This is a genomic window from Bacillus sp. PK6-16, from assembly GCF_056530295.1.
This window is the reverse complement of record NZ_CP096511.1, coordinates 386500-412732: the sequence shown is the minus strand read 5'-3', so window position 1 is coordinate 412732 and position 26233 is coordinate 386500. Positions and strand designations below refer to the sequence as shown.

Annotated in this window: 27 protein-coding genes, 1 other RNA gene and 1 riboswitch; of the genes, 4 read left to right on the top strand and 24 right to left on the bottom strand. The window is 36.1% G+C overall.

Going from position 1 to position 26233, the window contains the following annotated elements; genetic code table 11:
* Positions 1–16: 16 nt before the first annotated feature.
* Positions 17–1075, bottom strand: a complete 1059-nt coding sequence (locus tag M1D66_RS01975; RefSeq protein WP_242554953.1) for an endonuclease/exonuclease/phosphatase family protein — start codon at positions 1073–1075, stop codon at positions 17–19.
* A gap of 232 nt (positions 1076–1307) precedes the next feature.
* A riboswitch (Fluoride riboswitch) is annotated at positions 1308–1367 on the top strand.
* A gap of 54 nt (positions 1368–1421) precedes the next feature.
* On the opposite strand from M1D66_RS01975, the gene crcB (M1D66_RS01970) reads away from it, so the two are divergent.
* Together crcB (M1D66_RS01970) and crcB (M1D66_RS01965) are read left to right on the top strand one after the other, a co-directional pair.
* Complete coding sequence (crcB, locus tag M1D66_RS01970) at positions 1422–1826, top strand: fluoride efflux transporter CrcB (protein WP_174402580.1); 405 nt, start codon at positions 1422–1424, stop codon at positions 1824–1826.
* Positions 1823–2179 (top strand): fluoride efflux transporter CrcB, encoded by a 357-nt coding sequence (crcB, locus tag M1D66_RS01965; RefSeq protein ID WP_000568587.1) that lies wholly within the window; start codon positions 1823–1825, stop codon positions 2177–2179. The genes crcB (M1D66_RS01970) and crcB (M1D66_RS01965) overlap by 4 nt, the downstream gene beginning before the upstream one ends.
* A gap of 33 nt (positions 2180–2212) precedes the next feature.
* On the opposite strand, the gene M1D66_RS01960 is transcribed toward crcB (M1D66_RS01965), so the two are convergent.
* The 5 genes from M1D66_RS01960 to M1D66_RS01940 form a co-directional block, all read right to left on the bottom strand.
* Positions 2213–2452, bottom strand: a complete 240-nt coding sequence (locus M1D66_RS01960) for a DUF3947 family protein (RefSeq protein ID WP_074618690.1) — start codon at positions 2450–2452, stop codon at positions 2213–2215.
* A gap of 79 nt (positions 2453–2531) precedes the next feature.
* Entirely contained in the window at positions 2532–2783 is a 252-nt protein-coding gene (locus M1D66_RS01955) for a DUF3955 domain-containing protein (RefSeq protein WP_242554952.1), read from the bottom strand.
* 116 nt (positions 2784–2899) lie between these two features.
* The gene (gene speG, locus M1D66_RS01950; protein ID WP_001071090.1) at positions 2900–3415 is read right to left on the bottom strand and encodes a spermidine N1-acetyltransferase; all 516 of its coding nucleotides are present in this window, start codon (positions 3413–3415) and stop codon (positions 2900–2902) included.
* Positions 3416–3557: 142 nt separating this feature from the next.
* Positions 3558–3962, bottom strand: coding sequence for a phosphate-starvation-inducible protein PsiE (gene psiE, locus M1D66_RS01945; RefSeq protein ID WP_242554951.1), 405 nt, complete (start codon positions 3960–3962; stop codon positions 3558–3560).
* 49 nt (positions 3963–4011) lie between these two features.
* Complete coding sequence (locus tag M1D66_RS01940; protein WP_002184034.1) at positions 4012–4968, bottom strand: nuclease-related domain-containing protein; 957 nt, start codon at positions 4966–4968, stop codon at positions 4012–4014.
* 683 nt (positions 4969–5651) lie between these two features.
* Between M1D66_RS01940 and M1D66_RS01935 the strand changes: the two genes are divergently transcribed.
* Positions 5652–6617, top strand: coding sequence for a DUF4822 domain-containing protein (locus M1D66_RS01935; protein ID WP_197323711.1), 966 nt, complete (start codon positions 5652–5654; stop codon positions 6615–6617).
* Between the two features lie 152 nt (positions 6618–6769).
* On the opposite strand, the gene M1D66_RS01930 is transcribed toward M1D66_RS01935, so the two are convergent.
* From M1D66_RS01930 to M1D66_RS01860, 15 genes are all read right to left on the bottom strand, one after another.
* Complete coding sequence (locus tag M1D66_RS01930; RefSeq protein WP_000608841.1) at positions 6770–7201, bottom strand: MarR family winged helix-turn-helix transcriptional regulator; 432 nt, start codon at positions 7199–7201, stop codon at positions 6770–6772.
* Positions 7191–7487: a transporter suffix domain-containing protein gene (locus tag M1D66_RS01925; RefSeq protein ID WP_000409982.1), complete on the bottom strand. Its 297-nt coding sequence runs from the start codon at positions 7485–7487 to the stop codon at positions 7191–7193. Before M1D66_RS01925 ends, M1D66_RS01930 begins: the two co-directional genes overlap by 11 nt.
* A gap of 193 nt (positions 7488–7680) precedes the next feature.
* A complete protein-coding gene (gene alo / locus M1D66_RS01920; RefSeq protein WP_242554950.1) occupies positions 7681–9219 on the bottom strand; it encodes an anthrolysin O/cereolysin O family cholesterol-dependent cytolysin Alo in 1539 nt (512 codons plus the stop codon).
* A 439-nt stretch (positions 9220–9658) separates the two neighbouring features.
* Positions 9659–10411, bottom strand: coding sequence for an iron ABC transporter ATP-binding protein (locus tag M1D66_RS01915; protein ID WP_000590071.1), 753 nt, complete (start codon positions 10409–10411; stop codon positions 9659–9661).
* Positions 10408–11472: an iron chelate uptake ABC transporter family permease subunit gene (locus tag M1D66_RS01910; protein WP_000631245.1), complete on the bottom strand. Its 1065-nt coding sequence runs from the start codon at positions 11470–11472 to the stop codon at positions 10408–10410. The genes M1D66_RS01915 and M1D66_RS01910 overlap by 4 nt, the downstream gene beginning before the upstream one ends.
* The gene (locus M1D66_RS01905; protein WP_000042077.1) at positions 11469–12485 is read right to left on the bottom strand and encodes an ABC transporter permease; all 1017 of its coding nucleotides are present in this window, start codon (positions 12483–12485) and stop codon (positions 11469–11471) included. Before M1D66_RS01905 ends, M1D66_RS01910 begins: the two co-directional genes overlap by 4 nt.
* Before the next feature lie 19 nt (positions 12486–12504).
* The gene (locus M1D66_RS01900; protein WP_000749447.1) at positions 12505–13521 is read right to left on the bottom strand and encodes a siderophore ABC transporter substrate-binding protein; all 1017 of its coding nucleotides are present in this window, start codon (positions 13519–13521) and stop codon (positions 12505–12507) included.
* Between the two features lie 491 nt (positions 13522–14012).
* Positions 14013–14690, bottom strand: coding sequence for a response regulator transcription factor (locus tag M1D66_RS01895; RefSeq protein ID WP_086385565.1), 678 nt, complete (start codon positions 14688–14690; stop codon positions 14013–14015).
* A 400-nt stretch (positions 14691–15090) separates the two neighbouring features.
* Positions 15091–15445: a transfer-messenger RNA gene (gene ssrA / locus M1D66_RS01890) on the bottom strand.
* 126 nt (positions 15446–15571) lie between these two features.
* Complete coding sequence (smpB, locus tag M1D66_RS01885; protein ID WP_001123919.1) at positions 15572–16039, bottom strand: SsrA-binding protein; 468 nt, start codon at positions 16037–16039, stop codon at positions 15572–15574.
* A 371-nt stretch (positions 16040–16410) separates the two neighbouring features.
* Positions 16411–18792 carry a ribonuclease R gene (gene rnr, locus M1D66_RS01880; protein ID WP_479831941.1) on the bottom strand — a complete coding sequence of 794 codons (2382 nt, stop codon included), beginning with the start codon at positions 18790–18792 and terminating at the stop codon, positions 16411–16413.
* A gap of 187 nt (positions 18793–18979) precedes the next feature.
* Positions 18980–19720 carry a carboxylesterase gene (gene estA, locus M1D66_RS01875; protein ID WP_000761986.1) on the bottom strand — a complete coding sequence of 247 codons (741 nt, stop codon included), beginning with the start codon at positions 19718–19720 and terminating at the stop codon, positions 18980–18982.
* A 162-nt stretch (positions 19721–19882) separates the two neighbouring features.
* Positions 19883–20116 carry a preprotein translocase subunit SecG gene (gene secG / locus M1D66_RS01870; RefSeq protein WP_000557262.1) on the bottom strand — a complete coding sequence of 78 codons (234 nt, stop codon included), beginning with the start codon at positions 20114–20116 and terminating at the stop codon, positions 19883–19885.
* 94 nt (positions 20117–20210) lie between these two features.
* Positions 20211–20903, bottom strand: coding sequence for an LrgB family protein (locus M1D66_RS01865; RefSeq protein WP_000078309.1), 693 nt, complete (start codon positions 20901–20903; stop codon positions 20211–20213).
* Positions 20900–21268 (bottom strand): CidA/LrgA family holin-like protein, encoded by a 369-nt coding sequence (locus tag M1D66_RS01860; RefSeq protein ID WP_000673222.1) that lies wholly within the window; start codon positions 21266–21268, stop codon positions 20900–20902. The genes M1D66_RS01865 and M1D66_RS01860 overlap by 4 nt, the downstream gene beginning before the upstream one ends.
* Before the next feature lie 352 nt (positions 21269–21620).
* On the opposite strand from M1D66_RS01860, the gene M1D66_RS01855 reads away from it, so the two are divergent.
* Positions 21621–22571, top strand: a complete 951-nt coding sequence (locus tag M1D66_RS01855) for a nucleoside hydrolase (protein WP_001125067.1) — start codon at positions 21621–21623, stop codon at positions 22569–22571.
* A gap of 52 nt (positions 22572–22623) precedes the next feature.
* On the opposite strand, the gene eno is transcribed toward M1D66_RS01855, so the two are convergent.
* Genes eno through tpiA form a run of 3 tightly spaced genes read right to left on the bottom strand, consistent with a single transcriptional unit; the run spans position 22624 to position 26231 of the window.
* On the bottom strand, positions 22624–23919 hold the full coding sequence (gene eno / locus M1D66_RS01850) for a phosphopyruvate hydratase (RefSeq protein ID WP_098582535.1): 1296 nt from the start codon (positions 23917–23919) through the stop codon (positions 22624–22626).
* A gap of 30 nt (positions 23920–23949) precedes the next feature.
* Positions 23950–25479, bottom strand: coding sequence for a 2,3-bisphosphoglycerate-independent phosphoglycerate mutase (gpmI, locus tag M1D66_RS01845; protein ID WP_001231152.1), 1530 nt, complete (start codon positions 25477–25479; stop codon positions 23950–23952).
* Complete coding sequence (gene tpiA / locus M1D66_RS01840; RefSeq protein WP_001231038.1) at positions 25476–26231, bottom strand: triose-phosphate isomerase; 756 nt, start codon at positions 26229–26231, stop codon at positions 25476–25478. Before tpiA ends, gpmI begins: the two co-directional genes overlap by 4 nt.
* Between the last annotated feature and the right edge of the window lie 2 nt (positions 26232–26233).

Below are 26233 nucleotides of genomic sequence, written 5' to 3'. Positions count from 1 at the left end.
TACTTATACATATCAATTACTTCAGTTTAAATACCGCACTTACTGGGTTATGATCGCTATTTTCAAACTTTAAATCTTTCCCTTGTACATTTACAATCTCTACATTCGGTGAAACGATAAAGCCATCAATAATAGTGACGAAATTTTCACCTTCTACATATTTCTTTACATCATCTCTCACAGTCATAACAGACGGATCTACAGCCCACTTAAAGCCACCGTCTGTAAAGTCCTTCGGTAACTCTACTAACCACTCAGGACGCTCTTTCACGAACTTCGGATCACTTAATTGAGCGTTTGAAACTAATTGATTCCAATCTCCGCCCATTATTACGTAATCACCATTTTCATAATGCTTGTTCATATATTCTTTTAAGTACTCTACTTGCTGTTTTCTAATTTTCCCGCCTTCATCATAAGCAGACAAATGTAAATTTACGAGTCTAACATGTTTCCCATTATTAACAGGAATTTTATATTCCACAATTGCTCGATCTAAATCAAACAAACGCTTTGGCCAAGGCTCCATTCCAGGAAGCTGGAACCTCTTCGCTTCTTGAACAGTGTATTTAGAAAACGTACTTAATCCAGCCTCCGCATATCCCATTGGATTTGTTATTGGCACTGGAACCCATTTTGTATCGTAGTTCTTGCCAAATGACGAAACATAATCAGGTAATCCTTTTTTCAAAAATTCATGTCCATTTACATCAAATGAACGAAGTGACTTTATATCAACTTCTTGTAATAGTGCAAAATCACTATTCTCATTTTGTAAAAACGAAAGCATATTCTTTAAATTAGTTTCCGTTTGCTCTTTACTACTTGAACCAGATCCCTTTCCACCATCCATAAAGAAATCTTGGTCCTTATCTAACCCAGCATATCCAATATTAAATGTTGTAACTTTAAATTCATTTCCAGTCGCTAATACGCGCTCCTTATTATTCTCCACCTTCAAGCTTATAATATCAGCAGGCTGTTCTTTAGTAAGTGTCATATACGCTAGAAATCCTCCTACAATGCCCGCTACTACTAAAACACATATAAATACGATTTTTAAAAATTTCTTCAAATAAATGACTCCTTTTCACGCAAATTTATTTTTCTTTATTTTCAGTCAAATAAAACGAAACGACACACATAAGAAACATTTTATCATAATTAAAACCTTATATCACTATATTTAGTTGATAAGTAATCGATCCCATTTTAATTACTTGAAAAACCTTCAGACATCAAAAAAAGAAAAGTTACACCCTCCTCCTCACTGGAAATTAAACGGTATATTTAGTACACTATATGTAATAATCATAGGCGATGGAGTTCGCCATAAACGCTGCTTAGCTAATGACTCCTACCAGTATGAATACTGGTAGGAGTCTATTTTTTTGAGCAAGCTATTTAAAGAGGTGAGAAAATTGATTTATATTATCGTCGGCATTGCCGGTATATTAGGAGCTCTTTCTCGTTATTATTTAGGTCTTAATATCACCACATTTTGGCATCATTCATTTCCATTAGCAACATTACTCATTAACTTAATCGGTTGCTTCTTCTTAGCGTGGCTAACTACTTATATCGCCCGGCTAAACGTCTTACCTTCAGAGGTTATCACAGGCATCGGGACTGGATTCATCGGTTCCTTTACGACTTTTTCAACATTTAGTGTAGAAACTGTGCAATTGATCAATCATTCTGAGTGGAGCATAGCCTTCTTATATGTATCATGTAGCATACTTGGTGGCCTCATTATGTCTGGCCTTGGCTATACACTTGGAGATTTCTTAATTAAGAAATCTCTTACGGAAGGTGATTACTCATGATAGAAGCCTTATTAGTCGCAACAGGAGGATTTTTCGGTGCGATTACACGATTTGCAATTAGCAATTGGTTTAAGAAAAGAAATAAAACACAATTTCCACTTGCTACATTCCTTATTAATATAACAGGGGCTTTTTTACTTGGATATATAATTGGCAATGGGGTCACTACAGGTTGGCAACTATTATTAGGTACTGGATTTATGGGTGCATTCACTACATTTTCTACGTTTAAACTAGAAGCTGTTCAACTTCTCAATCGAAAAAATATTAGCACTTTCCTTTTATACTTAAGCGCTACTTACATAATTGGTATCCTCTTCGCATTCCTTGGAATGAAGCTAGGCGGAATATAAAAAAAGAAAGCGACTCTATTGAGTCGCTTTCTTTCATAAGAAGTATGTTCCGCCATATGGAATGGAAAATACACCAGCTGGATGTACATTGTAATGTACAATTTGCATCGGAAGCTGTGAATACGGCATATACTGATTTTGCATCATTTGTGCAAAATATGCTTGTTGTTGCATTTGAATAGCTTGATTCATAGCATGAATTGTTCCCTGTGCCCCAGCCAGCGTAATAGCTGCTCCTACTTGTCTTCCATTATAAAAATGATGGTTCATCATGATTCATCTCACTTATTCTTTTTCTTCCATATGGTATGTTTCTATTTCATAGTGAGTGTTTCGTCCCTATTGGTAACCCCTATTTATTGCCCTTTTTCAGCTTTGAAGTAATAAATCCAAATAATAATACACCAATACCACTAAGGAACAATATATAACTTATCGGTACTAGGAAAAAGAAAGGTTCTCCAAGAAATCCATCCGCTCCTACTTTACTGTTTGAAGCATGTATCGTTAAAGAAATAATCGCTAAAATCATGAAAGAAATAGCTACTACGTATTTATTTTTCATCATATACTCTCCTTTAATTCTCACTGATTTTATTACCATCATAATACGCCTGAAATTATTAAGAATCAACAATTATTTATTGTTTTGCAATAAAAATGTTTTTCGCATCACAAAAAAGCTACAGATAATATTTTATCTATAGCTCTTCCAGTCAGTTATTTTGTGCCAAAGTATGCCTTTTGGAACATACACATTCTTATCGCATTATGATAATTACCATCAACGAAAAACTCATCGATAAGCTCACCTTCTATCATAAACCCAACTTTTTTATAAACATGTACTGCTTTTTCATTTTCCTTATCTACAACTAAATAAATCTTATGCATATTTAGTACGGAAAAAGCGTAATCCATTGCTAAACGCGTCGCATCCACTGCATAACCATATCCTTGATAATTCGGATCAATAATAATTTGGAATTCTGTTCTACGATGAATATAATCGATTTCTACTAACTCAACTAATCCAACCATTTCATTGTCTTTCTCAACGATAAATCGGCGTTCGCTTTGATCATGTATATGTTTATCGTATAAGTCTTGCAGCTCCACAAATGCCTCATACGGCTCTTCAAACCAATACGACATAATATGCGCATTATTATTCAGTTCGTGTACAAACTTTAAATCTTCTCGTTCTAATGGACGTAACTTCAATTCCTGATTCATTCCTATAACCTCCAAGTAAAAGAAACCTCTTCACTTAATTTCTCAATTTTTTTCGATTTCAAACGCCCTAATTTCATTGTAAACTTTCAAGCAACTTGAAGGTCAAGATGTAAAAAAGTAGTGCAAACTTACGTCTGCACTACTACTCTTTTCTCAAATCTCTCATATTCGATATGTATAAAGCAATAACTAAAACAAGAATTGCTCCTGCGTATAATAACGTCTCCATCGGTTCCTCATGAGACACAATAATTAATCGAATTAAAGCCGTAATTCCGATATAAATAAAATAACGTAACGGGAAATGATAATTCGATTTAAAATACTTAATAATTAATGCAATGAACTCGAAGTATAAGAAATAGACGATGATACTTTCAACCAATTTATAAGACGTATACTCTTTTGACGAAAAAATATACTGCACAAACGTGATCGTCTCATTCACTAAGAAAATCGATAACACAATGGATAATATAATTAAAGCTATATTTAATATCCATTGCAAAACACTAGCTATAACATGATCGATATTAAATGACCTCATATTCTCTTTAGACTCCCCTTCGTATAAGTACTTATTTATTATAGCAAAATTACGATTGGAAAGAAGTTAAATCATATATTCGTCCTTTGTTGTTTCCAGTGTAGGGGAGATTTAGTGTGTGGAGAATTCTGTTTACAACCATACCCGACGAAACATGGAGAAACTCTTTCAAATTACCGTTCGTACATGTCGTACTAATGAGCAATGCATAATCTCGTATAGCATCCTCATGTGCCACTTTTGAAAAATCTTTACAACTTGTACAACGCCAGCCCTTCTTCACTTTAACCATTGGAATAACTAAGCATTTCTCACATTGTACTCCATTTAACAACTCCTCTTTTTCTATTTTATATTGCTCAAGTATATTTTGTTGAAGTGGAGAATGCTCCGTTATTATTTGATGAATGAGCCTATCTACATTATCTATAACTTTTCTCTTATATTTACTTTCAAACCACTTTATTTTATGAGGTAAATTTGCACTATGAATAATTGTATGAAGAAGATTGTCATCTGAAGATTTTATAATGGTACGAGGCGAGCTAATAACAACGAGGGACTCGATTGGAAGACTAGAGGAAAATCCATGTAAGCTTAACCATTTCTTTAATTGTATTTCTTGCCTTTTTATTTGTAAAACCGGATCTGGAAATCCCTCTGAATTTCCTTCTGTTATTCGGATAAGTTGATTAAACTTTGCATCAAACATTAATGTACCTGCTATATTTTTTATCTCAAGAAAAAGAAGAAACTTTGTGGAAATGATAATAGTATCAATTTGAAAGTATTGATCATGATTAGATAAGCGAACATCATGTAAAACACTATACTCTTTCTCAGAAATAAAACTAAGTGGATAATCAATTGCTTGCTCCCCTTTATACCCCGCCATGTGTTTTGCCAAGTTTTCTCCAATTAAATTTCGTTTTGGATGATGTACAGGTAACCTTCTAAGCAGTGCTTCTAACTGTCTTATATAAATCGGCATTTTTCTTTCTTTCACAATCACCTCAAACACCCCTTTACAAATATATCAACGATTTTTCCAATATATCTATCACAACTCACAATATATCAACGATTTTTCCAATATATCTATCACAACTCACAATATATCAACGATTTTTCCAATATATCGATCGGTCGACAATATCTGACACTACCTCACTCCAATCACTCACAGCATATCCTAGAAAAACACCTTCAGCAAAAACTTAAAATCGTATTTCCTCATAAAAAAACCATAACCCGCTCCTCCAGCAAAGTTATGGTTTTTAACCCTGCAATGCCACTCTATCTATAACTTTGCCGTGAAGTCCACAAAATCCATTTGTACTTATAGCAACTTTCACTTTTTTCACACTGAAACTATATACCTCAAAATCGTTTCACAACGTTATTACTTCCGCATAGCTACAATTAGCAATTACATTATTATTAGCGGCTTTCCTTCTTCTTTACAATGTATTTTTTGGATTACTCGTAGGCACTACAGCAAGCTAGCGATTTTTATAAATATGAACATTTTTTAGGAATTAGTTTATCTTTTTTTAATGTTTTATTTAGAGGCAGTTTATAGTCGGGTATTAACATAAGAAACGTAGCAACTAAGTTCATATATGATGCACTGCTACTATAATCGCTAACCGTACTACTTGAAATCATAAAATAAGGAGACGATAAAACATGAACAAAAAAACAAAAGCACTATCATCCGTACTGCTCGGATTCACATTAGTATTAACAGGGTGTGCTGGTACTAAAGCTGAAGAAAATCACGGGAAACAAAAACAAGAACAAGTTGCTAAAGAAACAAAACAGGAAAACAAATTAACTAAAGGGCAAAAAATGGCTAATATTCTTAGCGAGACAAATTGGCAAGGTACACGAGTGTATGACAAAGATAAGAATGACTTAACAAAAGAGAATGCAAACTTCATTGGTCTTGCAAAGTATGATGCAAAGTCAGGCAGATATGAATTTTTTGATGCTAAAACAGGTGCAAGTCGTGGCGATAAAGGAACCTTCTTTGTCACAAATGATGGGAAGAAGAGAATATTAATTTCAGAATCAATGAAGTATCAAGCTGTCGTTGACATGACAAAACTAAATAAAAATGTATTTACTTATAAACGAATGGGGAAAGACGCTAACGGTAAAGATGTAGAAGTTTTCGTTGAACATGTTCCATATAAAGAAAAAGAACTTTCTTTCACTGATCCGGACAAGCAGCTGAACACGACTACAGGAGATATTGTTAAAAACGTTGATGGAGATAAAATTTTAGGCAGTACCCTTTGGCATGGAACAAAGGTATTAGATGAAGCTGGTAACGATGTAACACAGTTTAATTCGAATTTTATAAGCCTAGCAAAATTTGATGACAAATCTAATAAATATGAGTTCTTCAATAGCGAAACAGGTCAAAGCCGCGGTGATTATGGCTACTTCGATGTTGTACACGAAAATAAAATAAGAGCCCATGTTTCCATTGGAAATAATAAATACGGTGCTGCTCTTGAGCTTACTGAACTAAATAAGAATAAATTTACGTATAAAAGAACTGGTAAAGACCAAGCTGGTAAGGATATAACTATATTCGTTGAACATGAGCCTTATAAAGGTGATATGAAACCACAATTTAGCTTTTAAAAACGTTTGATAAAGATCCTGTACTGAGTTGCAGGATCTTTCTTATTATTCGAAACATAAATCATCTATAAACGAAAAGAAGCATAAGGTAACCAAAACGGCATTTTATGCTTCTTCTTACAAATAGGATAAAAATTGAACCTTAACAACCACTACAGCTCATCAATTACTTTCGTTAGCTTTTGAAGCGCTGATAAAAGATTTGTTAATTCTTCAGGTGATAAACTTGCATAATATTTTTCAGAAACCTGTTGCATATATGCGTCCATTTCTTTTTTATATAACAAGCCTTTCTCACCTAATTCAACTGAAAATGCACGTTTATCTTCTGCATGTTGCCTTCTGAAAATATATCCTTCCGTTTCAAGTTTCACTAACTGTTGACTAATGGCACTTTTCGTCACATTCATTTTTTCAGCTAACTCTTTAGGAGTGGATGATGGGTACCGAATAATTAATGTTAACAACGTATATTGCTGATTATTTAAATTGAAATTCGTATAAGATCTTTCTTTCGTTTCAAGTAATATCCATAGTTCTTCAAGCGTTTGATTGATTTCCTCAGCTATATTTTTATTTATCATAATTCTCTCTCTCACCTTTTCTGCTCCAATTTTTCGGGTTTAAATACTTTTTATATTTTGCCACCACTTCTTTTCCAACAAAGACAGCACCTATCAAAAATAGAATTTCTCCTATTACTATACACCCTGGAATGACAATGGTCTTTACCTGCGTCGAAAGTGAAGTAAATGGTATGATTAAAGCACTTCCCCAAAGTAGAACATATATGATTAAAAGTCCTATTCCAATTTTAAAAAGCAATGGCTTTTTTTGTTTATTTTCGTTTGAAATTATTTCTTTTTCCATTTCAAAACCTCCGAATACATTTTAATTTAGTTTACTTAACTAAACTATATATCAAGATTGATTTGATTGCAAGACTTTAAAATGTATTCACTAAAATTGCGTTTAATTGAATTCCAACCACATATTTTGAAAATAATTTTATTTGTATTCCTAAAAAAAAACACCTCTTCCGTGGAAAAAGTGTTTTTTATACTTAATGACTAATACTAGCTGTTGGATATAATGTTGTTCCTCCAATTGAAACTTTTATTTCATTTGTTAATGGAACATTTTGTTCATTAATAATTGTTCTCCACCATTCCCATGCAAGACCTGTACATTCTCTTGCTACAATTTTTATATTTTTTGAGTTCGGTGGAAGAGGGATAACTGTAGAGTAATGAGCCGTTTTGTCTTTTCCGCTACCATCCCACGTTTTATGTGTTAGTACTTCGTTACCCTTTTGGTCAAATGTGAATTCATCCCAAGATACATCAAATTGAGCAACGTAAGCACCGTAATGATCAAGTGTCATTTTAGCACTTGAATATTCTGTAGTTGTCGTCTCAATATAATCTGTATTGTTATGAACAGCAGCAGTTGCATTATCTTTTAAGAAAGTACTTGTATATGAAATTGGGTATGCTGGATTTTTAAGACTTAATTCAGCATTATCTTTAATGATATTTCGGATTTCATTGAAATCTTTAGTAACAACCTTGTTATGCTCTTTCGCATCTCCGCCTAATACTACAGCAGTAAAGGTACTTTCTTCAAAAATATCTTTATACTGTCCACTTGTTTCAACGCTGTTATCCTTAAGTAAGGCTTTAAAAGCAGCTTGTACATCTTTGCTCTTAGATGTTGTTTCTAATTTTACATAAATTGTTCTACCATAAGCTACATTTGAAACCATAACAGGTGGAGCCGAATTACTTACGCCTTTTCGAGTTAATTCATCAAAAGTAACACTATTATCAAAAAGGTCGGATGGATTGTTAGGTAGTTCAGCACTTACCGTATAAAATATTTGCTTATATGCGGCAACCATCACTTTTTTCTCTCCATTTGCAACTGCATTAAAATCAATGTTTAGACTGTTATCAAGATATTTAGCGTTAACATTAAGAGCACTTGCGATTTGCGATTTACTATAAACCATGGATTCCGTATACTGCATTCTTGCAGGCAACGTATGTGTTGTAGAATACTTTTCATTCCAAGTAGATACTAAATCGTCTACTGCTCCAGCTACATTACCATATGTCGGATTTTGGACAGTGATTGTATTTTCTTTTCTCATGCCCGGTAAGTCTATACTAATATTCAAAGGCTTTCTTTTAGCCACCAATAAACTTGGCTGATTGTCTGCAAAAGCTTTATTTGCAAGTTGTACAGCTCCTGGATACGTGCGATTCACTACAGAATCAATAATTGAAATATCGACTGGTGACGTTGTAAGTGTTTTTTTTTCGCGTTCTACTACTACAAATTTACCATTTGAATTGATACTTTCTTTCGGAACAAAACTCTCTACTTTATCACCATTTACAGCTAAAACCTCTTGATTATTATATTTAAGATTTGCTATACCAGTATCAATACCACTAGCATTTTTGGTTACATCAGTTGCATTACTTGCTTGTGTTTCTGCGAAGGAAATAGATGAGTAATTAATAGTGCATAGACTAACTAATAAACATGCAAGGAACTTTCTTCTTTTAGTGTTTTTCTTAATATTCAGAAAAATCACCCCGTTCTTTTTTTAGTAAAATATGATAATGATTGCTAACTAATAAATTTACATAAATGCTTTTAAAAGTTCTTGAATTAACGGGATTACGCCACCTACAAATTTTAAAACTGCCATTGCGATTTCCATATTATTTCCTCCTTTTTATTGCTACGAAATTTTGATTTATCTTTATGCCCTCATTATAGTGACCCCTTACACTTTTATCAATACACTCTGATATGCAATATTACATATAAAAAAACAAGCTGAATTCTTTTAAAAAGTTATACAGAGATATTTTTTTCGTTTGGTACATACTTGAAAAGGTGAAGCATTCTTTTGCATTTTATAAGTAATCACATAAAAAAAGCTGCTGCCTATAAAATACAGACAGCAACTTCAACTAGAGTGACTTGCATAATCTACGCAAGCTACAGTATTTTTTCACATTTTATAACTAATAAACTGCGATCGGCCCATAAGGACCATTAATAATCTCTATTTTTGTTTCAAAAATATCTGTCAAAAGTGTTGAGTCCATAACCTCTTCTACTGTTCCAAAAGCAGCAATTTGTCCATCTTTCATCGCACAAATTTTATCCGAGTATTTAGCTGCAAAATTTATGTCATGCATAACAGTCAAAATTGTTCTTCCAAATTCATTAGCTGCACGTCTTAAATGCTCCATCATTTGAACAGAACGAGCAACATCAAGGTTGTTCAGAGGTTCGTCCAAAAGTACATATTCCGTCTCTTGGCACAATACCATCGCTACATATGCCCTTTGTCTTTGACCACCAGAAAGCTCATCTAAATATCTATTCTCTAAACTAGTTAAATCTAAGAAATCGATATATTTAGAAATGATAACCTCATCTTCTTTAGTCAATCTTCCCTTTGAATAAGGAAAGCGCCCAAATCCAACTAATTGTCTAACTGTAAGCCTAGTTACAAAATGATTTTCTTGTCGCAATATAGTCAAAACTTTTGCTAAGTCTTTCGATTTAGATTCAGAAACATCCATATTTGCTACCTGAATTTGGCCTTCATCCATATCTAAAAGTCTGCCAATCATCAAAAGTGTCGTTGACTTTCCAGCACCATTTGGTCCAATTAAAGAAGTAAAGCCTGCTTTTGGTATTTCAATATCCAAAGGTCCTATTTTTACCTTATCAGTATAGAACTTTTTAACATTATCAATTTTTATCATAAAGCCCTCTTCCTTAAAACTATAGTTAAGAATATGATTCCACCAAATAATTCAATAATAACTGAAACTACACCTTGAGCATGGAATACATGATACATTAAAAAGTATGCGCTCGTCATTATTAAAAATCCTATAGCAAAAGCCATCGGAAAAATATATCTATGATCATAAGTTGACGCTGCCTGATAACTCAAAGTTGCCACTAAAAAGCCGTAGAAAGTAAGTGGCCCAATTAGAGCTGTTGAAATGGACATTAAAATAGCTACTAATACAAGCGTATAAATTACACTAGGTTGGTATTTAACTCCAAAAGAAGTAGCAACATCTTTTCCTAGTGACAAAACATTCAAATTCTTAGAATGAGCAAAAATTAATACCGCTACAATTATGATCATAGGAATTACAATAGGAAAATATGCAGGATCTGCATGATTAACAGAACCAAATAATCTTGCTTGTAAAATATCAAATTCTGAAGGCGCAAGTAGTTTTCTCATGAAAGTTGACACAGAATTTAGCCCGGTACCAATAATAATTCCAACTAAAAGCATAAGTTGTAAATTCCCGTATTTACCGGAAAGTAACCATCCATAAAGTATTAAACTCATGAAGACCATAACAACAACTTGGAATAAAAATGAGCCAATTCCATTAAAATTTATTAACGCACTAGCACCAAAGAAGAATACTGTACTCGTTTGAATTGCTGAATAAAGTGATTCGAAACCTAAAAGTGAAGGAGTAATAATTTTATTATTCGTAATAGATTGGAAAGCAACTGTCGACAAGCTATGGCAAACCGCAGCAATAATCATTGCAACAATAGCTACTATCCTTCTCTTAACGACTGGGATAAAAGAAGGTGAATCTATCGGAACTGGATTGTTATAAACTAAAAGTCCATATGAAGAAAGAAGACCTAAAGCAATCAATGTTATCAGTAAAATCCAATAACGTCTTGCTTCCTTCTTAGACCGAAAAGCGCTAGCTGATCTACTTTCATTATGAAGGCTAGAATCGATTTCGACATTTTCTTTTTTTCTATATTCTAATGTGATCATCGTAGCCTCCTTGGTTTTCTTTGTCTCAATAAAATAGTAATAAACACGACTGCTCCCACTGTTGCAAGTATTAAAGAAACAGGTAATTCAAAAGGCTGTATAATTGTTCGAGAAATGATGTCACAGGCAGTTATTGATCCCATTCCGATCACACAAACCCAGGGTAAATTACTCCTAAGATCATCACCTCTAAACATTGAAACGATATTTGGCACAATTAATCCTAAGAAAGGTAAGTGTCCAATAACAGCTGCAACAATTCCAACTGCAACAGAGATAAGAGCAGTCCCAAAAAGAACAATTCTATTGTAATTAACTCCAAGACTTGTTGCGACATCTTCTCCTAGTCCAGCTAAAGTCAATCTATTAGCATACATAAAAATAAGAAAAGTAATGATAACAATCAGCCATAAATATTCATATCTTCCCACCTGAATGTTAGCAAATGAACCTACAAACCAAGTTTCAATACTTTGCGTCTTTTGAAAAAGGAGTCCTAAAAAAGTAGACACTGCAGAAATTACTGCTCCAAGCATCAATCCAATAATCGGAACAATTAAAGACGAACGAAGCTTAACTCTTCTTAAAAATAGAAAGAAAATCATAGTTCCTATAAAAGAAAAAATGATTGCACCAGTCATTCTTTGAACTAAAGTCGGGGCAGGAAATAATAAATACACAAAAAGCAGGCCTAAGCCTGACCATTCAATAGTCCCCGTTGTAGTAGGTTCAACAAAGCGATTCTGTGTAATGAGTTGCATTACGAGCCCTGCCATCGCCATCGCAGCTCCAGTAAGCATTAATGCAGCTGTTCTCGGAACACGAGTTATGAAAAACATCTCTGTCCCGTCCTCTTGTCCACGTATATCATAAACTCCAGTAAACAGTGATATAATCCCTAAAATTATAACAACTATAACTGCTATTATAAAAGGTTTTGTCCATATTTTATTTTGATTATAAAACTGGGGTTGAGAAATATTCTCAACCCTAGAAATCATATTTTTTGACACTGTTTCGTACCCCTTTACACTACTTAGCTAAAGTTTTTGCCATATTTCCAAATAACTCTATATAAGTTTGAATTGATTCATTTGTGTAAGTATCTTCTGGTGCATAAATAACTTGTTTTTTAGAAACAGCAGTTGTGTTTTGAAGAGCAGGTGATTTAGAAATAACATCCTTAGCAGGTGTTGACTTAGCTGCATCAGATGTTGCAGCATCACGATCTAATACGAAAATCCAATCAGGATTTGTTTGTGCAATAGCTTCAACAGAAACGTCATCACCTTTATGACCTGCAGTAGAATTTGAAACTTCTAACGCTGGAGTCCAACCGAAAATTTCATACATTGGTCCCCAAACACGACCAGAATGTGGCGCAGCAAAACCAATATTACCACCAGTAACGATAACACTCATAACTTTATCTTTTCCGTTATAAGCAGATTTTGCTTTTTCAATAGATTTATCAAAATCAGCTACTAATTGTTTAGCTTCTTTATCTTTATTAAAGATTTTTCCTAAAGTAACTGTAGAATCTTTAAGTCCTTTTACTAAGTTTTCGCCAGGCTTAGTAGCTTTCTCAGAAACATCAAAATTAAGATCAATAACTGCTGCATTTGGTACTAATTTTTTGATTTCTTCGTAATGGTCAGCAAATCTTTGACCAACGATTACAAGGTCAGGGTTTGCCGCTGCAATAATTTCTAGATTTGGTTCACGGTGATTCCCAATATTTTGAACTTTTTCATCCTTTTTATATGCTGAATCAGCAGGCATGATATCCTTTGGAGCAGCCGCTAATTTAATTCCCCAATCAGATAAAGTTTCAAAAGTTCTGTTATCCAAAGCAACTACATTCTTTGGGTTTACAGGTACTTTAACAGTTCCATGAGCATCAGTGATTTCAACCGTTTTTGGCTTATCACTACCATTATCTTTATTATTAGCCTTCGAAGTTTCTTTACTTGAATCTGAGCAAGCTACTAACATTAAAGTGAAAACTGCTAGAATACTCACTAATTTTAAAAGCATAGATTTTTTCATATGTATACTCCTTATAGTGTGATTTATTTCGAAAATGATGACATCCATAGATTGAATTAGAAGGTAACTTTTATTCAATTGAATCGCTATTGATAATCATTTTCATTTGAACATCCTGTTAATTAGTATAGTCATTAATTCTGTGAAAATCTTGTGAATGGTGCGAATTCATAAAATCAGGCATAGAAAGTAATATGTGAAGTCGGGCGTATTGATTAACCTTTATTCTTCAGAGCGTGTCCATTTTTTTCGAGTAGACACTTTCAGTATATCCGTTCTCAACTAATGCGAGCTAGAATCGTCCCCTCCACACTACCCAAAAGATGCTCATTAATAGCTAATGTTTTCATAATCCATTGCCTGATAGAAATATTCTTTTTACAGTTTTCATCTATTAATATTTCTCAGAAACTATTTGATTATCACATTTAACAAAAAAACGAGTAAAACTGAATGAAATAGTTTTACTCGTTTTCTATTACCTTATTTTATCATTCAATCATTGAATAGCCTCTGCCGTGTATCGTTTGAATATATCTCTCTTTCTTCTCGCACTTTAACTTTTTTCTTACATACCCAATATATAAGTCTACTACATTTGGATTTACTACTATATTATATCCCCATACTTGATTCAAAAGCATTTCACGGCTCAATATTGTGTTTTTATTTTTGATTAAAAATACAAGTAAATCGTACTCCCGCTTAGTAAGCGAGAGGTTTTTGCCACCTTTTTTCACAATATTGCTAGATGCATCAACAAAGAGATCTTTAAACTGAAAAAAGTTTGTCTCCTTTTGCTGGTTACAATCACTTCTCCTTAAAATTGCTTGAACTCTTGCTACTAATTCTTCTTTCGCAAATGGTTTTCTTATATAATCATCTGCTCCTGCTTGTAACCCTGCTACGCAATCCTTACTAGAAATATTGTCAGTCACAATAATGATCGGTGTCGTTTTAACAAGTCGTATTTGTCTGCAAATTTCTGGTCCAGATATACTTAATGAATCCCAATCCAATATGATAATATCCCAATCTTGTTCATATATTATATTTAAACCTTCGTTTTCATTGTGAAGTTTTAAAATGAAGTAGCCTTCTTGCGTTAAACCGCTTACGATTTTCTTTGCTGAAGACCGTTCATTTTTAATCACCAACACCTGCTTCACCGATGGTTCACCTCTACTTCAATATAAATTATTTAGATAAAAAAATTATCCCAAAAAAATAATTTAAGATTTATAAATTTAAAACCCCTAAATAATCCATTAAAACAGTTTATTAGGAGAACTCTATATAATCTTACAATAGGTATGGATAAAAACACAAAACATATGAAGATTCGAATAAAGTGAAAAAATAATAAGAACTCAACAATTGGGCGTTTACTAGCAGCTATATTATCTACCTGCTTATCGTCAATAACCATTTCTTTATTTTCTATTTCAGAGATATCGTCCCATCAACTTCAGCATTCTATAAAACCACAAACAAAAAGAACCATAACCTCGCCAACCTGGCAAAGTTATGGTTCATATCATACAAAATAAAAAACCACCAAATATGTATTGGTGGAGACGGTGGGAGTCGAACCCACGTCCAAAAATATCGGCACTTAAGCTTCTACGAGTGTAGTCGATATATTAGCATTTCGCGAACTCTTCGGCCTATCGACAGGCTTCCAAGTTGCTAGTCTGGTTGTTCTCTTCCTTTGTCCTCAGACGGCGAACTCCGGCGTAGTCCACTTAGTTTGAGTCCCTTACCCTACCACATGGACGATGGAGGGAGGAACCTTTAGTGCAATTAAGCAGCTAAAGAAAGATTGTTTTGTTTGCCAATTATAGGCTTTGACGTTTTAACGAGGCCGATCCCCTCGACTCGCAACCTAAGCTCGAACTATCCCTGTCGAATCCGTAACGTCCCCATGATAAAAATGGAGCATACGAAGAAAATATCGTGATAGCTACTAAGAGCTGTTTTTCAATGTGCAACAACCTTACATAAGTTATTATAACATACGCGCTCCATTTTACAAATGTAAATATCTGTATTACATCTTTTGGCGATCACGGAACGCGCGTGCAATTTCACGTTTAGCTTCTTTCTCTTTTAAATCGTGACGTTTATCGTATTGCTTCTTACCTTTTGCTAAACCAAGTGCCATCTTTGCAAATCCATTTTTTAAATAAATTCTAAGTGGAACTAATGCGTAACCTGTTTCTTTCGCAGCGCCCGCTAGTTTATCAATTTCTTTTTTATGCAGAAGTAATTTTCTCGTACGAAGTGGATCATGGTTGAAACGATTCCCTTGTTCGTACGTATTAATGTGCATATTATGAACCCATACTTCACCATTATGTACACGTGCAAACGCATCTTTCAAGTTTACGCGTCCAGCGCGAATCGACTTAATTTCCGTTCCTTGAAGGACAAGCCCTGCTTCGTATGTTTCTTCGATGAAATAATCATGAAATGCTTTTTTATTTTGTGCAATAACCTTACCTGTACCCTTTGGCATATAACGTCCCTCCTCTATTTTTACTATTGTAACAAATGTAAACAAAAAGCGAAAGTGGCTCGCTTAGAATCTTTGGACATTGGAACTCCCGACAGAGAAGCGCTTTTTGCTTCGTCCGAGGGAGTGAAATGGCCAACAGATTCTAGCCACTGTAGCTGGATTATACAAAAAGCGAAAGTGGCTCGCTCAGAATGTGAGGTGGATGGAGCTTCTGACCTTGAGGCGCTCTTTGCCTCTCGGGAAGAAGCGAAGCCGCCGAACATTCTAGCCACTGTAGCTGGATTCCATCAAAAAGCGAAAGTGGCTCGCTCTCGAGCCACCAATAAAAAAGAAAAAGCCTCGCTTTTCATCAAAGCGAAGCCATCCTTTTCTTACTTACGCTTTTTCTTTTTCTTCTTGAATCCTGGTACGTTTTCGAAGAATGCTTTTTTCTTCTTACCGTTACCATCTTTTTTTCCCGGCTGGCTAGCAGAAGCGGATGCAGATGCAGATCCTCTTCCTTTTCCTTTACCACCACGGTCAAATTTTCTACCTGTGCCACGTTCACCGCCGCGGTCATTACTGCGCTCGCTACGTCCACCGCGTTTCTTTCTGCCTGTTCTTGGCTGCTCGATAACGACTGGACGATCTTTGAACTTACGGCGAGGTGTGCCTTTCATGCCAACGATTTCAAAGTCGATTGCACGCTCGTCTTTGTTTACGTTAATAACGCGAATTGTAATTTCGTCACCGATGCGGAATACGTTTCCTGTACGTTCTCCGATCATAGCGAAATGTTGCTCATCATAACGGTAGTAATCATCCGTTAAATAACTAACGTGTACAAGACCTTCAATTGTATTTGGAAGCTCTACGAATAAACCGAAGTTTGTTACAGAGCTAATCATACCGTCATACTCTTCACCGATCTTATCAACCATATACTCTGCTTTTTTCATCTCATCTGTTTCACGCTCTGCTTCAACAGCACGACGTTCCATATTAGAAGAATGCTCTGCAATCTCAGGTAATTTTTCACGCCATTTTGCTTGCGTTTCGTTGTCGACTTTACCCTTAATAATGTATTCACGAATTAATCTATGAACGATTGTATCCGGGTAACGACGAATTGGTGATGTGAAATGCGTGTAGAACTCAGTTGATAAACCGAAATGTCCTAAGCTATCCGCATCGTAACGCGCTTGCTTCATAGAACGAAGCATTACTGTTGAAATAACTACTTCTTCTGGCTGCCCTTGAACCATTTCAAGAATTTGTTGCAGCGCACGAGGATGTACTTCATTCGCACGTCCTTTTACCGCATATCCGAAGTTCGTTACAAACTCGAAGAAACGCTCTAACTTATCTTCTTTCGGATCTTCATGGACACGGTACATGAATGGTACGTTCATCCAGTGGAAGTGCTCTGCTACTGTTTCATTCGCAACAAGCATAAATTCTTCAATTAACTTCTCTGATACAGATCGATCGCGCATGACAACGTCTGTCGGTTTTCCTTCTTCATCCACTAATACTTTCGCTTCTTTAAAGTCAAAGTCAATTGCACCACGGCGCATACGTTTTTCACGTAAAATTTGTGCCAATTGACCCATCTCTTTAAACATCGGTACGAGCGGCTCATAACGCTTAATTAACTCTTCGTCCTCATCTTCTAAAATGCTTCTTACGTCAGCATAAGTCATACGCTCTGTCGTTTTAATCACACTTTGGAAAATCTCGTGTTTAACAACATCACCTAAGTTGTTGATTTCCATTTCACAAGATAATGTCAGACGGTCTACTTTCGGATTTAATGAACAAATACCGTTAGATAGACGGTGTGGAATCATCGGAATTACACGGTCAACAAGATACACACTCGTCGCTCTTTCCGCTGCTTCTACATCAATTGGAGAACCTTCTTGAACGTAATGACTTACATCCGCAATGTGAACGCCTAGCTTGTAGTTACCGTTCTCAAGTTTCGTTACTGTAACAGCATCATCTAAATCTTTTGCGTCTGCACCGTCAATCGTTACGATCATTTGGTCACGCAAGTCACGGCGATCTTTTAAATCTTCTTCTGAAATCGTTTCTGGTACACTGTTGGCATGTTCCATCACTTCTTCAGGGAACGCTAAAGGCAAGTGATGTTTATGAATGACAGATAAAATATCTACTCCTGGATCATTTTTATGACCTAGAATTTGAATAACTTCACCTTCTGCACTTAAACGATTCTCTGGATAGCTCGTAATTTTCACAACTACTTTATGACCTTCTACAGCGCCCATAGATGCACTTTTCAATACGAAAATGTCACTTGTCCAGCGCTTATTGTCAGGTATAACGAACCCAAAGTTTTTCGATTCTGTATATGTACCAACTAACTCTTTCGTTCCGCGTTCTAAAATGCGTACAATTGAACCTTCTTGACGCGAACCACTCGATTGGGAACTAAGGCGTGCTAATACTGTATCGCCATGAAGCGCACCGTTTAATTCTGTAGGCGGTATGAAAAGGTCATCGTCTCCCGTTTTCTTCTCATCTGGTACAACGAATGCAAAACCACGTGCATGTCCAATTAACTTACCTCTTACTAAATTCATCTTTTCAGGAAGACCGTAACGGTTGCTACGAGTACGAATAACAAGTCCCTTTTCTTCCATCGTTACAAGTGCCTTTACGAAATCTTTAAAGCCCTCAGAACCTTCAATCCCAAATGCCTCTTCTAACTCTTGTATCGTTAGCGGTTTATACGCTTCTTCTCTCATAAATAATAACAACTTATCAATATGTTCTTGTATGATTTCTTCCAAGCAAAAATACCTCCTTTAAAACCTTATATTATTTAGTGTATCCGAAAGATAGGGGATGTATAAAGTGAAACTTCAATACTCCCCTTATGATTTTTACAGTTTTCACAAAAAATTCCTTATGAAAAAAAGAGGCAACTAGATCTTACCAATCTAGTTGCTCCAAGAAGTTATATACATCCTCATGTAGCTCGTCACGTTGTTTATCAAGTGTAATGACATGCGTAGAGTCTTCGTACCATTTAATGTCTTTTAACGTAGATTCTACACCGTTATAAATAATGTTAGCACTATCTGTATTAATCATTTCGTCATGACGTGCTTGTACAACAAATGTTGGCGCATAAATCATATCCACATTGTTACGTACGTCAGCAATTAATTGTTGTAATGCTTTTAATGTATTCATCGGTGTCTTTTGGAATTCCAACATTTCTTGTTCAATTTGTTCTGGTGATTTTTGCTCACGTTTTTTATATTCGCGGGCATATGCCAATATACCTTGGTACATCGTTTCTTCGCTCTTAATATACATAGGTGCACACATTGGTACTACACCTAAAACCGGTACTGTATAACCCAATTTTAAAGAAAATACGCCGCCAAGTGACAATCCAACGACAGCAATTTTCTCAAAACCTTTATCTTTTAAAAGCTGATATGCCTCCGTTACATCTTGCCACCAATCTGTAGGACCTGTATGAACAAGCTCTTCTGGTGGTACACCGTGCCCTTTATAAATTGGCGCATGACAAGTGTAGCCTTTCTTTTCTAAGAAACGCCCTAACATACGTACATCAGCTGAGTTCCCTGTGAATCCATGTAGTAATAAAACAGCGCGGTCTCCACCCTCAAATGTAAATGGTTTCGGAGATGCTAATTTCATCATGTACTTCTCCTCTTTCTCTTCTGTAATCTAGTCGTATTCTTTCTATATCTTAGTGTACCATATTTATATTTCTATAATCTAATTAGAAACATCTTTCAAATGGCAAAACAAAAAAAGAAGAACCATTAGTACATTTTACTAACGCTTCTTCTTTCAATTCTATAAGTTCAAGTACGTAACACCAATTGTTAATGCGAAGAACAATACAGCTAAAACAATTGTAATGCGGTTTAATACCGCTTCAATCCCACGTGCTTTTTGCTTACCAAATAATTGCTCTGCACCGCCTGAAATTGCACCTGAAAGGCCTGAGCTATTACTAGACTGCATAAGTACCATAACAATCATTAAAATCGATACAATAATAAGTAAAACTGATAATAACGTATGCACTTGGCGTACCTCCTACAAAGATTCAGTTATTGTAACTGTAGCATAAATTCTATAGAAAAGCGAGAGCTATAGAGGCGCTCTCGCTTTTCTTCTATTACATAAACATCATCGCAAATAACGGTCCAAGTAAACATGTCAAAATGGCTGTTAATGTCATTGTTACCGATCCAATAACACCTTCATGTTCGTTATTTTTCATTGCTCTCATAACACCCATAATATGAGAAGCACATCCAAATCCAATACCTTTACCAACTGAGTTTGTAACACGGCTCCATTTTAATAAAAGGGGTCCTGTAATCGTTCCAGTAATACCTGCGATAACAACAAAAGCTGCTGTTAAGGAAGGTACACCACCAACTTGCTCTGAAACACTCATCGCAACTGGCATTGTCACCGATTTTGGTAAAGACGATAAGATTAAGCTTTTATCCGTTCCCATAAGTGAAGCAATCGCAAAATCACTAGCGATTGCAACTGTTGTACCTACTAATACGCCACCAGCAATCGGTACAACATATTTTTGCAGAACATGACGTTGTTTATAAAGAGGAATTGCAAATGCTACAACACCGGGTCCAAGTAGCTTTGCAATCCAGCCACCACCACTTTCCATATAATGTTGATATGGTATATCAAGCACGATAAATAGGAAAGCCATTAATCCAGTTGCTACAAGCATTGGAATGGTGAATGGTGTTGGAAATAATTTATAGATTTTTTTAGATAATTGATATAATAGCACCGTAAAAAGAACCCAACCGACTCCGATTAATATTTGGCTCATCGCGACTCTCTTTCCTTCCTATTCGCAAGATATTGTCCTGTATGTCCTGCGACAATAATAATTAAAAATGTACTCGCTACAACTGTAATGAAAAGAGAAATTCCTTTACTCATAAAAAAAGCACCGTAATTCATTAGGCCAAGCGTTGGCGGAATTAATAAAAACGGCATAATAGCAACGAGTGTTTCTGCTCCTAAATCGAACCATTTCACTGGAAGAACTTTTAGGCTAAGTAAAACAAGTAAGAGGAACATTCCAATCAAACTTCCTGGAATCGGAATATTTAACATTTCTTGCACCCAAGTTCCAACCATATAAAACACGTAAAGAGCAGCAATTTGGACAAGAATCTTTGTAAATTTCATGTTCATCATCCCTCATGTTTATACGATCTTCTGTTAATATCTTTATCATAGTATAAATTGTAAAAAGCTGCAATTTATCAACTTGACAGCAAAAACAGCCTATGTTATACGCTTACAACCTTGATACGACTGCATTTCTAAACGAAAATTACGTCAAAAACCTTGACCTAATATAAAAAGTTTTTATTTTCTGAATTTAAAAGACTATTATTTCAATAAAATAATCTTTTTATTCTTAAACTTACATATATATAAAGTGAAACTTTAATCCATGAGATTCCCCTCATCCTTATTGATTATTAGCCCTCACCAAGCTGGTTTGTACGGGATAAACAAGATAGGTGGTGAACATATGCCCAAAAAAGTTCTCATTTTTTGTGATCCTGGGATTGATGATACGATGGCTCTCCTCTTAGCATTCTTTATCGATGAAGTAGAAATCGTCGGTATCGTTGCTGATTACGGCAATGTTCCAAAAAAAATGGCCGTAGAAAATGCTCATTTTTTTAATAACGAAACAAAGAATAGAAATATCAAGATATTCGGTGGTTCAGAACGTCCCCTTACTGGTGCCCCACCTGCGTTTTTTACGGATGTACATGGAAAACAGGGGCTCGGTCCAATTATTCCAAAGGTGAATGTGACTAACGGAGAAATGGAGAATTTTTTTGAAGTTATTCCTCTTATTGAACAGTATAAGGATGAATTAATTATTGTGAGTTTAGGAAGACTTACCTCCCTAGCAATTTTGTTTATCATGTGCAAACAGTTAATGAAACAAATTAAATCTTACTACGTAATGGGCGGTGCCTTTTTACATCCTGGTAATGTTACCCCTATTTCCGAAGCAAACTTTTATGGCGATCCTACTGCCGCTAATATAGTCCTTCAATCCACAGCTAACATGTACATATACCCATTAAACGTCACTCAATACTCCATCATTACACCAGAAATGGCAGAATACATTGAGGCAAAAGGAAAAGCTCCACTTGTCAAACCGTTATTTGATCATTATTACTACGGATATTATAAAGACGCCCTACCACATTTAAAGGGGAGCCCCTTCCATGACACAATACCAATACTCGCTTTACTTGATAACTCTATGTTTACCTATCACAAATCACCTATCGTTGTCATGACAGAATCTTATGCACAGGGGGCAAGCATTGGAGAATTTCGCTCTTTAGGAGAATCTAAACCATTTATTGATTGGCCGAGTCATCAAATAGCAATTGATTTTGATTATAACCGCTTCTTCAAACATTTCATGTCACTTATGACGGGTGAACAATTTTAGCATAAAAAAAACAGACCGTGATTTCTCACGGTCTGTCGTTTATTTTCTACAATTATCGTTTGATGTTATAGAAAGATTTTACACCATCGTAAACAGCTACTTCGCCTAGCTCGTCTTCGATACGTAATAATTGGTTGTACTTAGCAATACGGTCAGTACGGCTCATAGAACCAGTTTTGATTTGGCCAGCGTTAGTTGCAACTGCGATGTCAGCGATTGTAGCATCTTCAGTTTCACCAGAACGGTGAGATACAACTGCTGTGTAACCAGCACGTTTAGCCATTTCGATAGCTTCGAAAGTCTCAGTTAAAGTACCGATTTGGTTAACTTTAATTAAGATTGAGTTAGAGATACCTTTTTCGATACCTTCAGCAAGTTTTTGAGTGTTAGTTACGAATAAATCGTCACCAACTAATTGTACTTTATCACCGATACGCTCAGTTAATAATTTGTGACCATCCCAGTCGTTTTCGTCTAAACCATCTTCGATAGAGATGATTGGGAAGTCTTTGCAAAGCTCTTCATAGAAATCAACCATTTCTGCAGAAGTTAAGCCAGTACGGCCTTCGCCTGCAAGGTCATATTTACCAGTTTCTTTGTTGTAGAACTCAGAAGAAGCAACGTCCATTCCTAAGAATACGTTCTCGCCAGCTTTGTAACCAGCTTTTTCGATAGCTTCGATGATTACTTCTAAAGCTTCACGGTTAGAACCAAGGTTTGGAGCGAATCCACCTTCGTCACCTACTGCAGTATTAAGACCTTTGTCATGTAATACAGCTTTAAGTGCATGGAATACTTCAGCACCCATACGGATTGATTCTTTGAATGTTGGAGCACCAACTGGTAAGATCATGAACTCTTGGAAGTCAACGTTGTTATCAGCGTGAGAACCACCGTTGATGATGTTCATCATTGGAGTTGGTAATTGTTTTGCATTGAATCCACCAAGGTAACGGTATAATGGAAGACCTACGAAGTCAGCTGCTGCGTGAGCTACTGCCATAGATACACCAAGGATCGCGTTAGCGCCTAGTTTACCTTTGTTTGGAGTGCCATCTAATTCGATCATAGCACGGTCGATACCAGCTTGGTCAGTTACATCGAAACCTTCGATTTCTGGAGCGATAATTTCGTTAACGTTGTTTACTGCGTTAATAACACCTTTACCAAGGTAACGAGATTTGTCACCGTCACGTAATTCTACTGCTTCGTGTTCACCAGTAGATGCACCACTTGGTACGATAGCGCGTCCGAAAGCGCCGCTTTCTGTATAAACTTCTACTTCTACAGTTGGGTTACCACGAGAGTCAAGGACTTCGCGAGCATAAACATCAATAATTGTTGGCATAATAAATTCTCTCCTTTTTATATAAGCAAATTATTTAATAATTGTTTTACCTGTCATTTCTTTCGGTTGCTCAACACCAAGAAGTGTAAGCATTGTTGGAGCGATATCTCCTAAGATACCATCTTCACGTAATTCTACGTCGTTCTTAGTAACGATGAAAGGAACCGGGTTAGTTGTATGAGCTGTCATTGGCTCTCCTTCAGAAGTTAATTCTTCATCCGCATTACCATGGTCAGCAGTAATAAGTGCTACACCATCTTTTGCAAGAATCGCTTCTACAACTTTTCCTAAACATTCGTCAGTTGCTTCTACTGCTTTAATTGTTGGTTCCATCATCCCAGAATGGCCAACCATATCACAGTTCGCAAAGTTAAGAATGATAACATCATGTTTATCATTTTCGATTTCATTTACTAAAGCGTCCGTTACTTCGTAAATGCTCATTTCAGGTTTCAAGTCATACGTTGCAACCTTTGGTGAGTTAATTAAGATACGCTCTTCTCCTGGGAATTCAGCCTCACGACCACCGCTAAAGAAGAATGTAACGTGCGGATACTTTTCAGTTTCCGCGATGCGAAGTTGCTTTAATCCCGCTTGCGCAACAACTTCACCTAAAGTGTTATCAAGGTTCATTGGCTTGAATGCCACGTAACCATCTACAGTTTCACTGAAGTGTGTCATACATACGAATTCTGGAATGTGAGGTACTTTTTCACCACGATCGAACTCACGGAAGTCTTCGTTTGTAAATACACGAGCAATTTGAATTGCACGGTCTGGACGGAAGTTATAGAAGATAACTGCATCATCATCATTGATTGTTGCAACTGGCGTGTTATCTTCGTTAACAATTACAGACGGCAATACGAATTCATCATAGATACCGTTCGCATAAGAGTCTTCTACACACTCTTCTGCTGATTTATAAGTAGGGCCTTCACCATTCACCATAGCACGGTAACATTTTTCTACGCGATCCCAACGCTTGTCACGGTCCATGGAGTAATAACGACCAGAGATAGTCGCGAATTGTCCTACTCCTGTTTCTTTAATTACTTCATTTGTTGCATCGATATAGCTTTGTGCTGTTTTTGGTCCAACATCGCGGCCATCTAAGAATGCATGAATGTATACTTTCTCAACGCCTTCTTTAGCTGCTAAGCGAAGAAGAGCAAACATGTGATTCATGTGACTGTGCACACCACCGTCAGAAAGTAAACCGAATAAATGAAGTGCAGTACCTTTTTCTTTTACGCTTTTAATTGCACTTTGGAACGTTTCGTTCTTATCGAACTCACCTTCACGAATTGCAACGTTAACGCGTGTTAAGCTTTGATATACAATGCGGCCAGCACCGATATTTAAGTGACCAACCTCAGAGTTACCCATTTGACCTTCTGGAAGACCTACTGCCTCGCCACAAGCTGTAAGCGTTGTGTGAGGGAATTTGTTCCAGTAACCATCAAAATTAGGTTTCTTAGCTTGTGCTACAGCATTCCCGTAAGTTTCTTCACGAAGTCCGAAACCGTCAAGAATGATTAAAGCTGTTGGCTTTCTCATTTTACCGCCCCCAGAAGACCTAAGAACGAAGCTGGCTCTAAGCTAGCACCGCCAACTAAAGCGCCGTCGATGTCAGATTGTGCCATATACTCTTTAATGTTTTCTGGTTTTACGCTACCGCCGTATTGGATACGAACAGCTTCTGCAGCTTCTGGAGAAACAGCTTCTGCAACAACTTTACGGATGTGCGCACATACTTCGTTTGCATCTGCAGAAGAAGAAGATTTACCTGTACCGATAGCCCAGATTGGCTCATAAGCGATAACAGTTGCTTTAACTTGCTCTTCTGTTAAACCTGCAAGTGCTTTTGTCACTTGACCTGCTACTAGATCAAATGTTTTTCCGCTTTCGCGCTCTTCTAAAGTCTCACCACAACATACGATTGGTGTTAAACCATGTTCAAATGCTGCGATAGTCTTTTTGTTTACTGACTCATCTGTTTCAGCAAACATTTCACGACGCTCAGAGTGGCCAAGTACTACATAGCCAACTTTTAAGTCGCTAAGTGCTACTGGGCTAATTTCGCCAGTGAATGCACCATTTTTTTCGAAGTGCATGTTTTGTGCACCTACTTGTAAGTCAGTTCCTTCAGTTGCTGCTACAAGGCGCTCTAAGAATAGAGCTGGAGAGCAAACTACTGCATCAACAGCTGAAGCTGCTGGGATTTGACCTTTAACTTCCTCTACGAAGCTAACTGCTTCTGATAGAGTTTTATTCATTTTCCAGTTACCTGCGATAATTGGTTTACGCATGC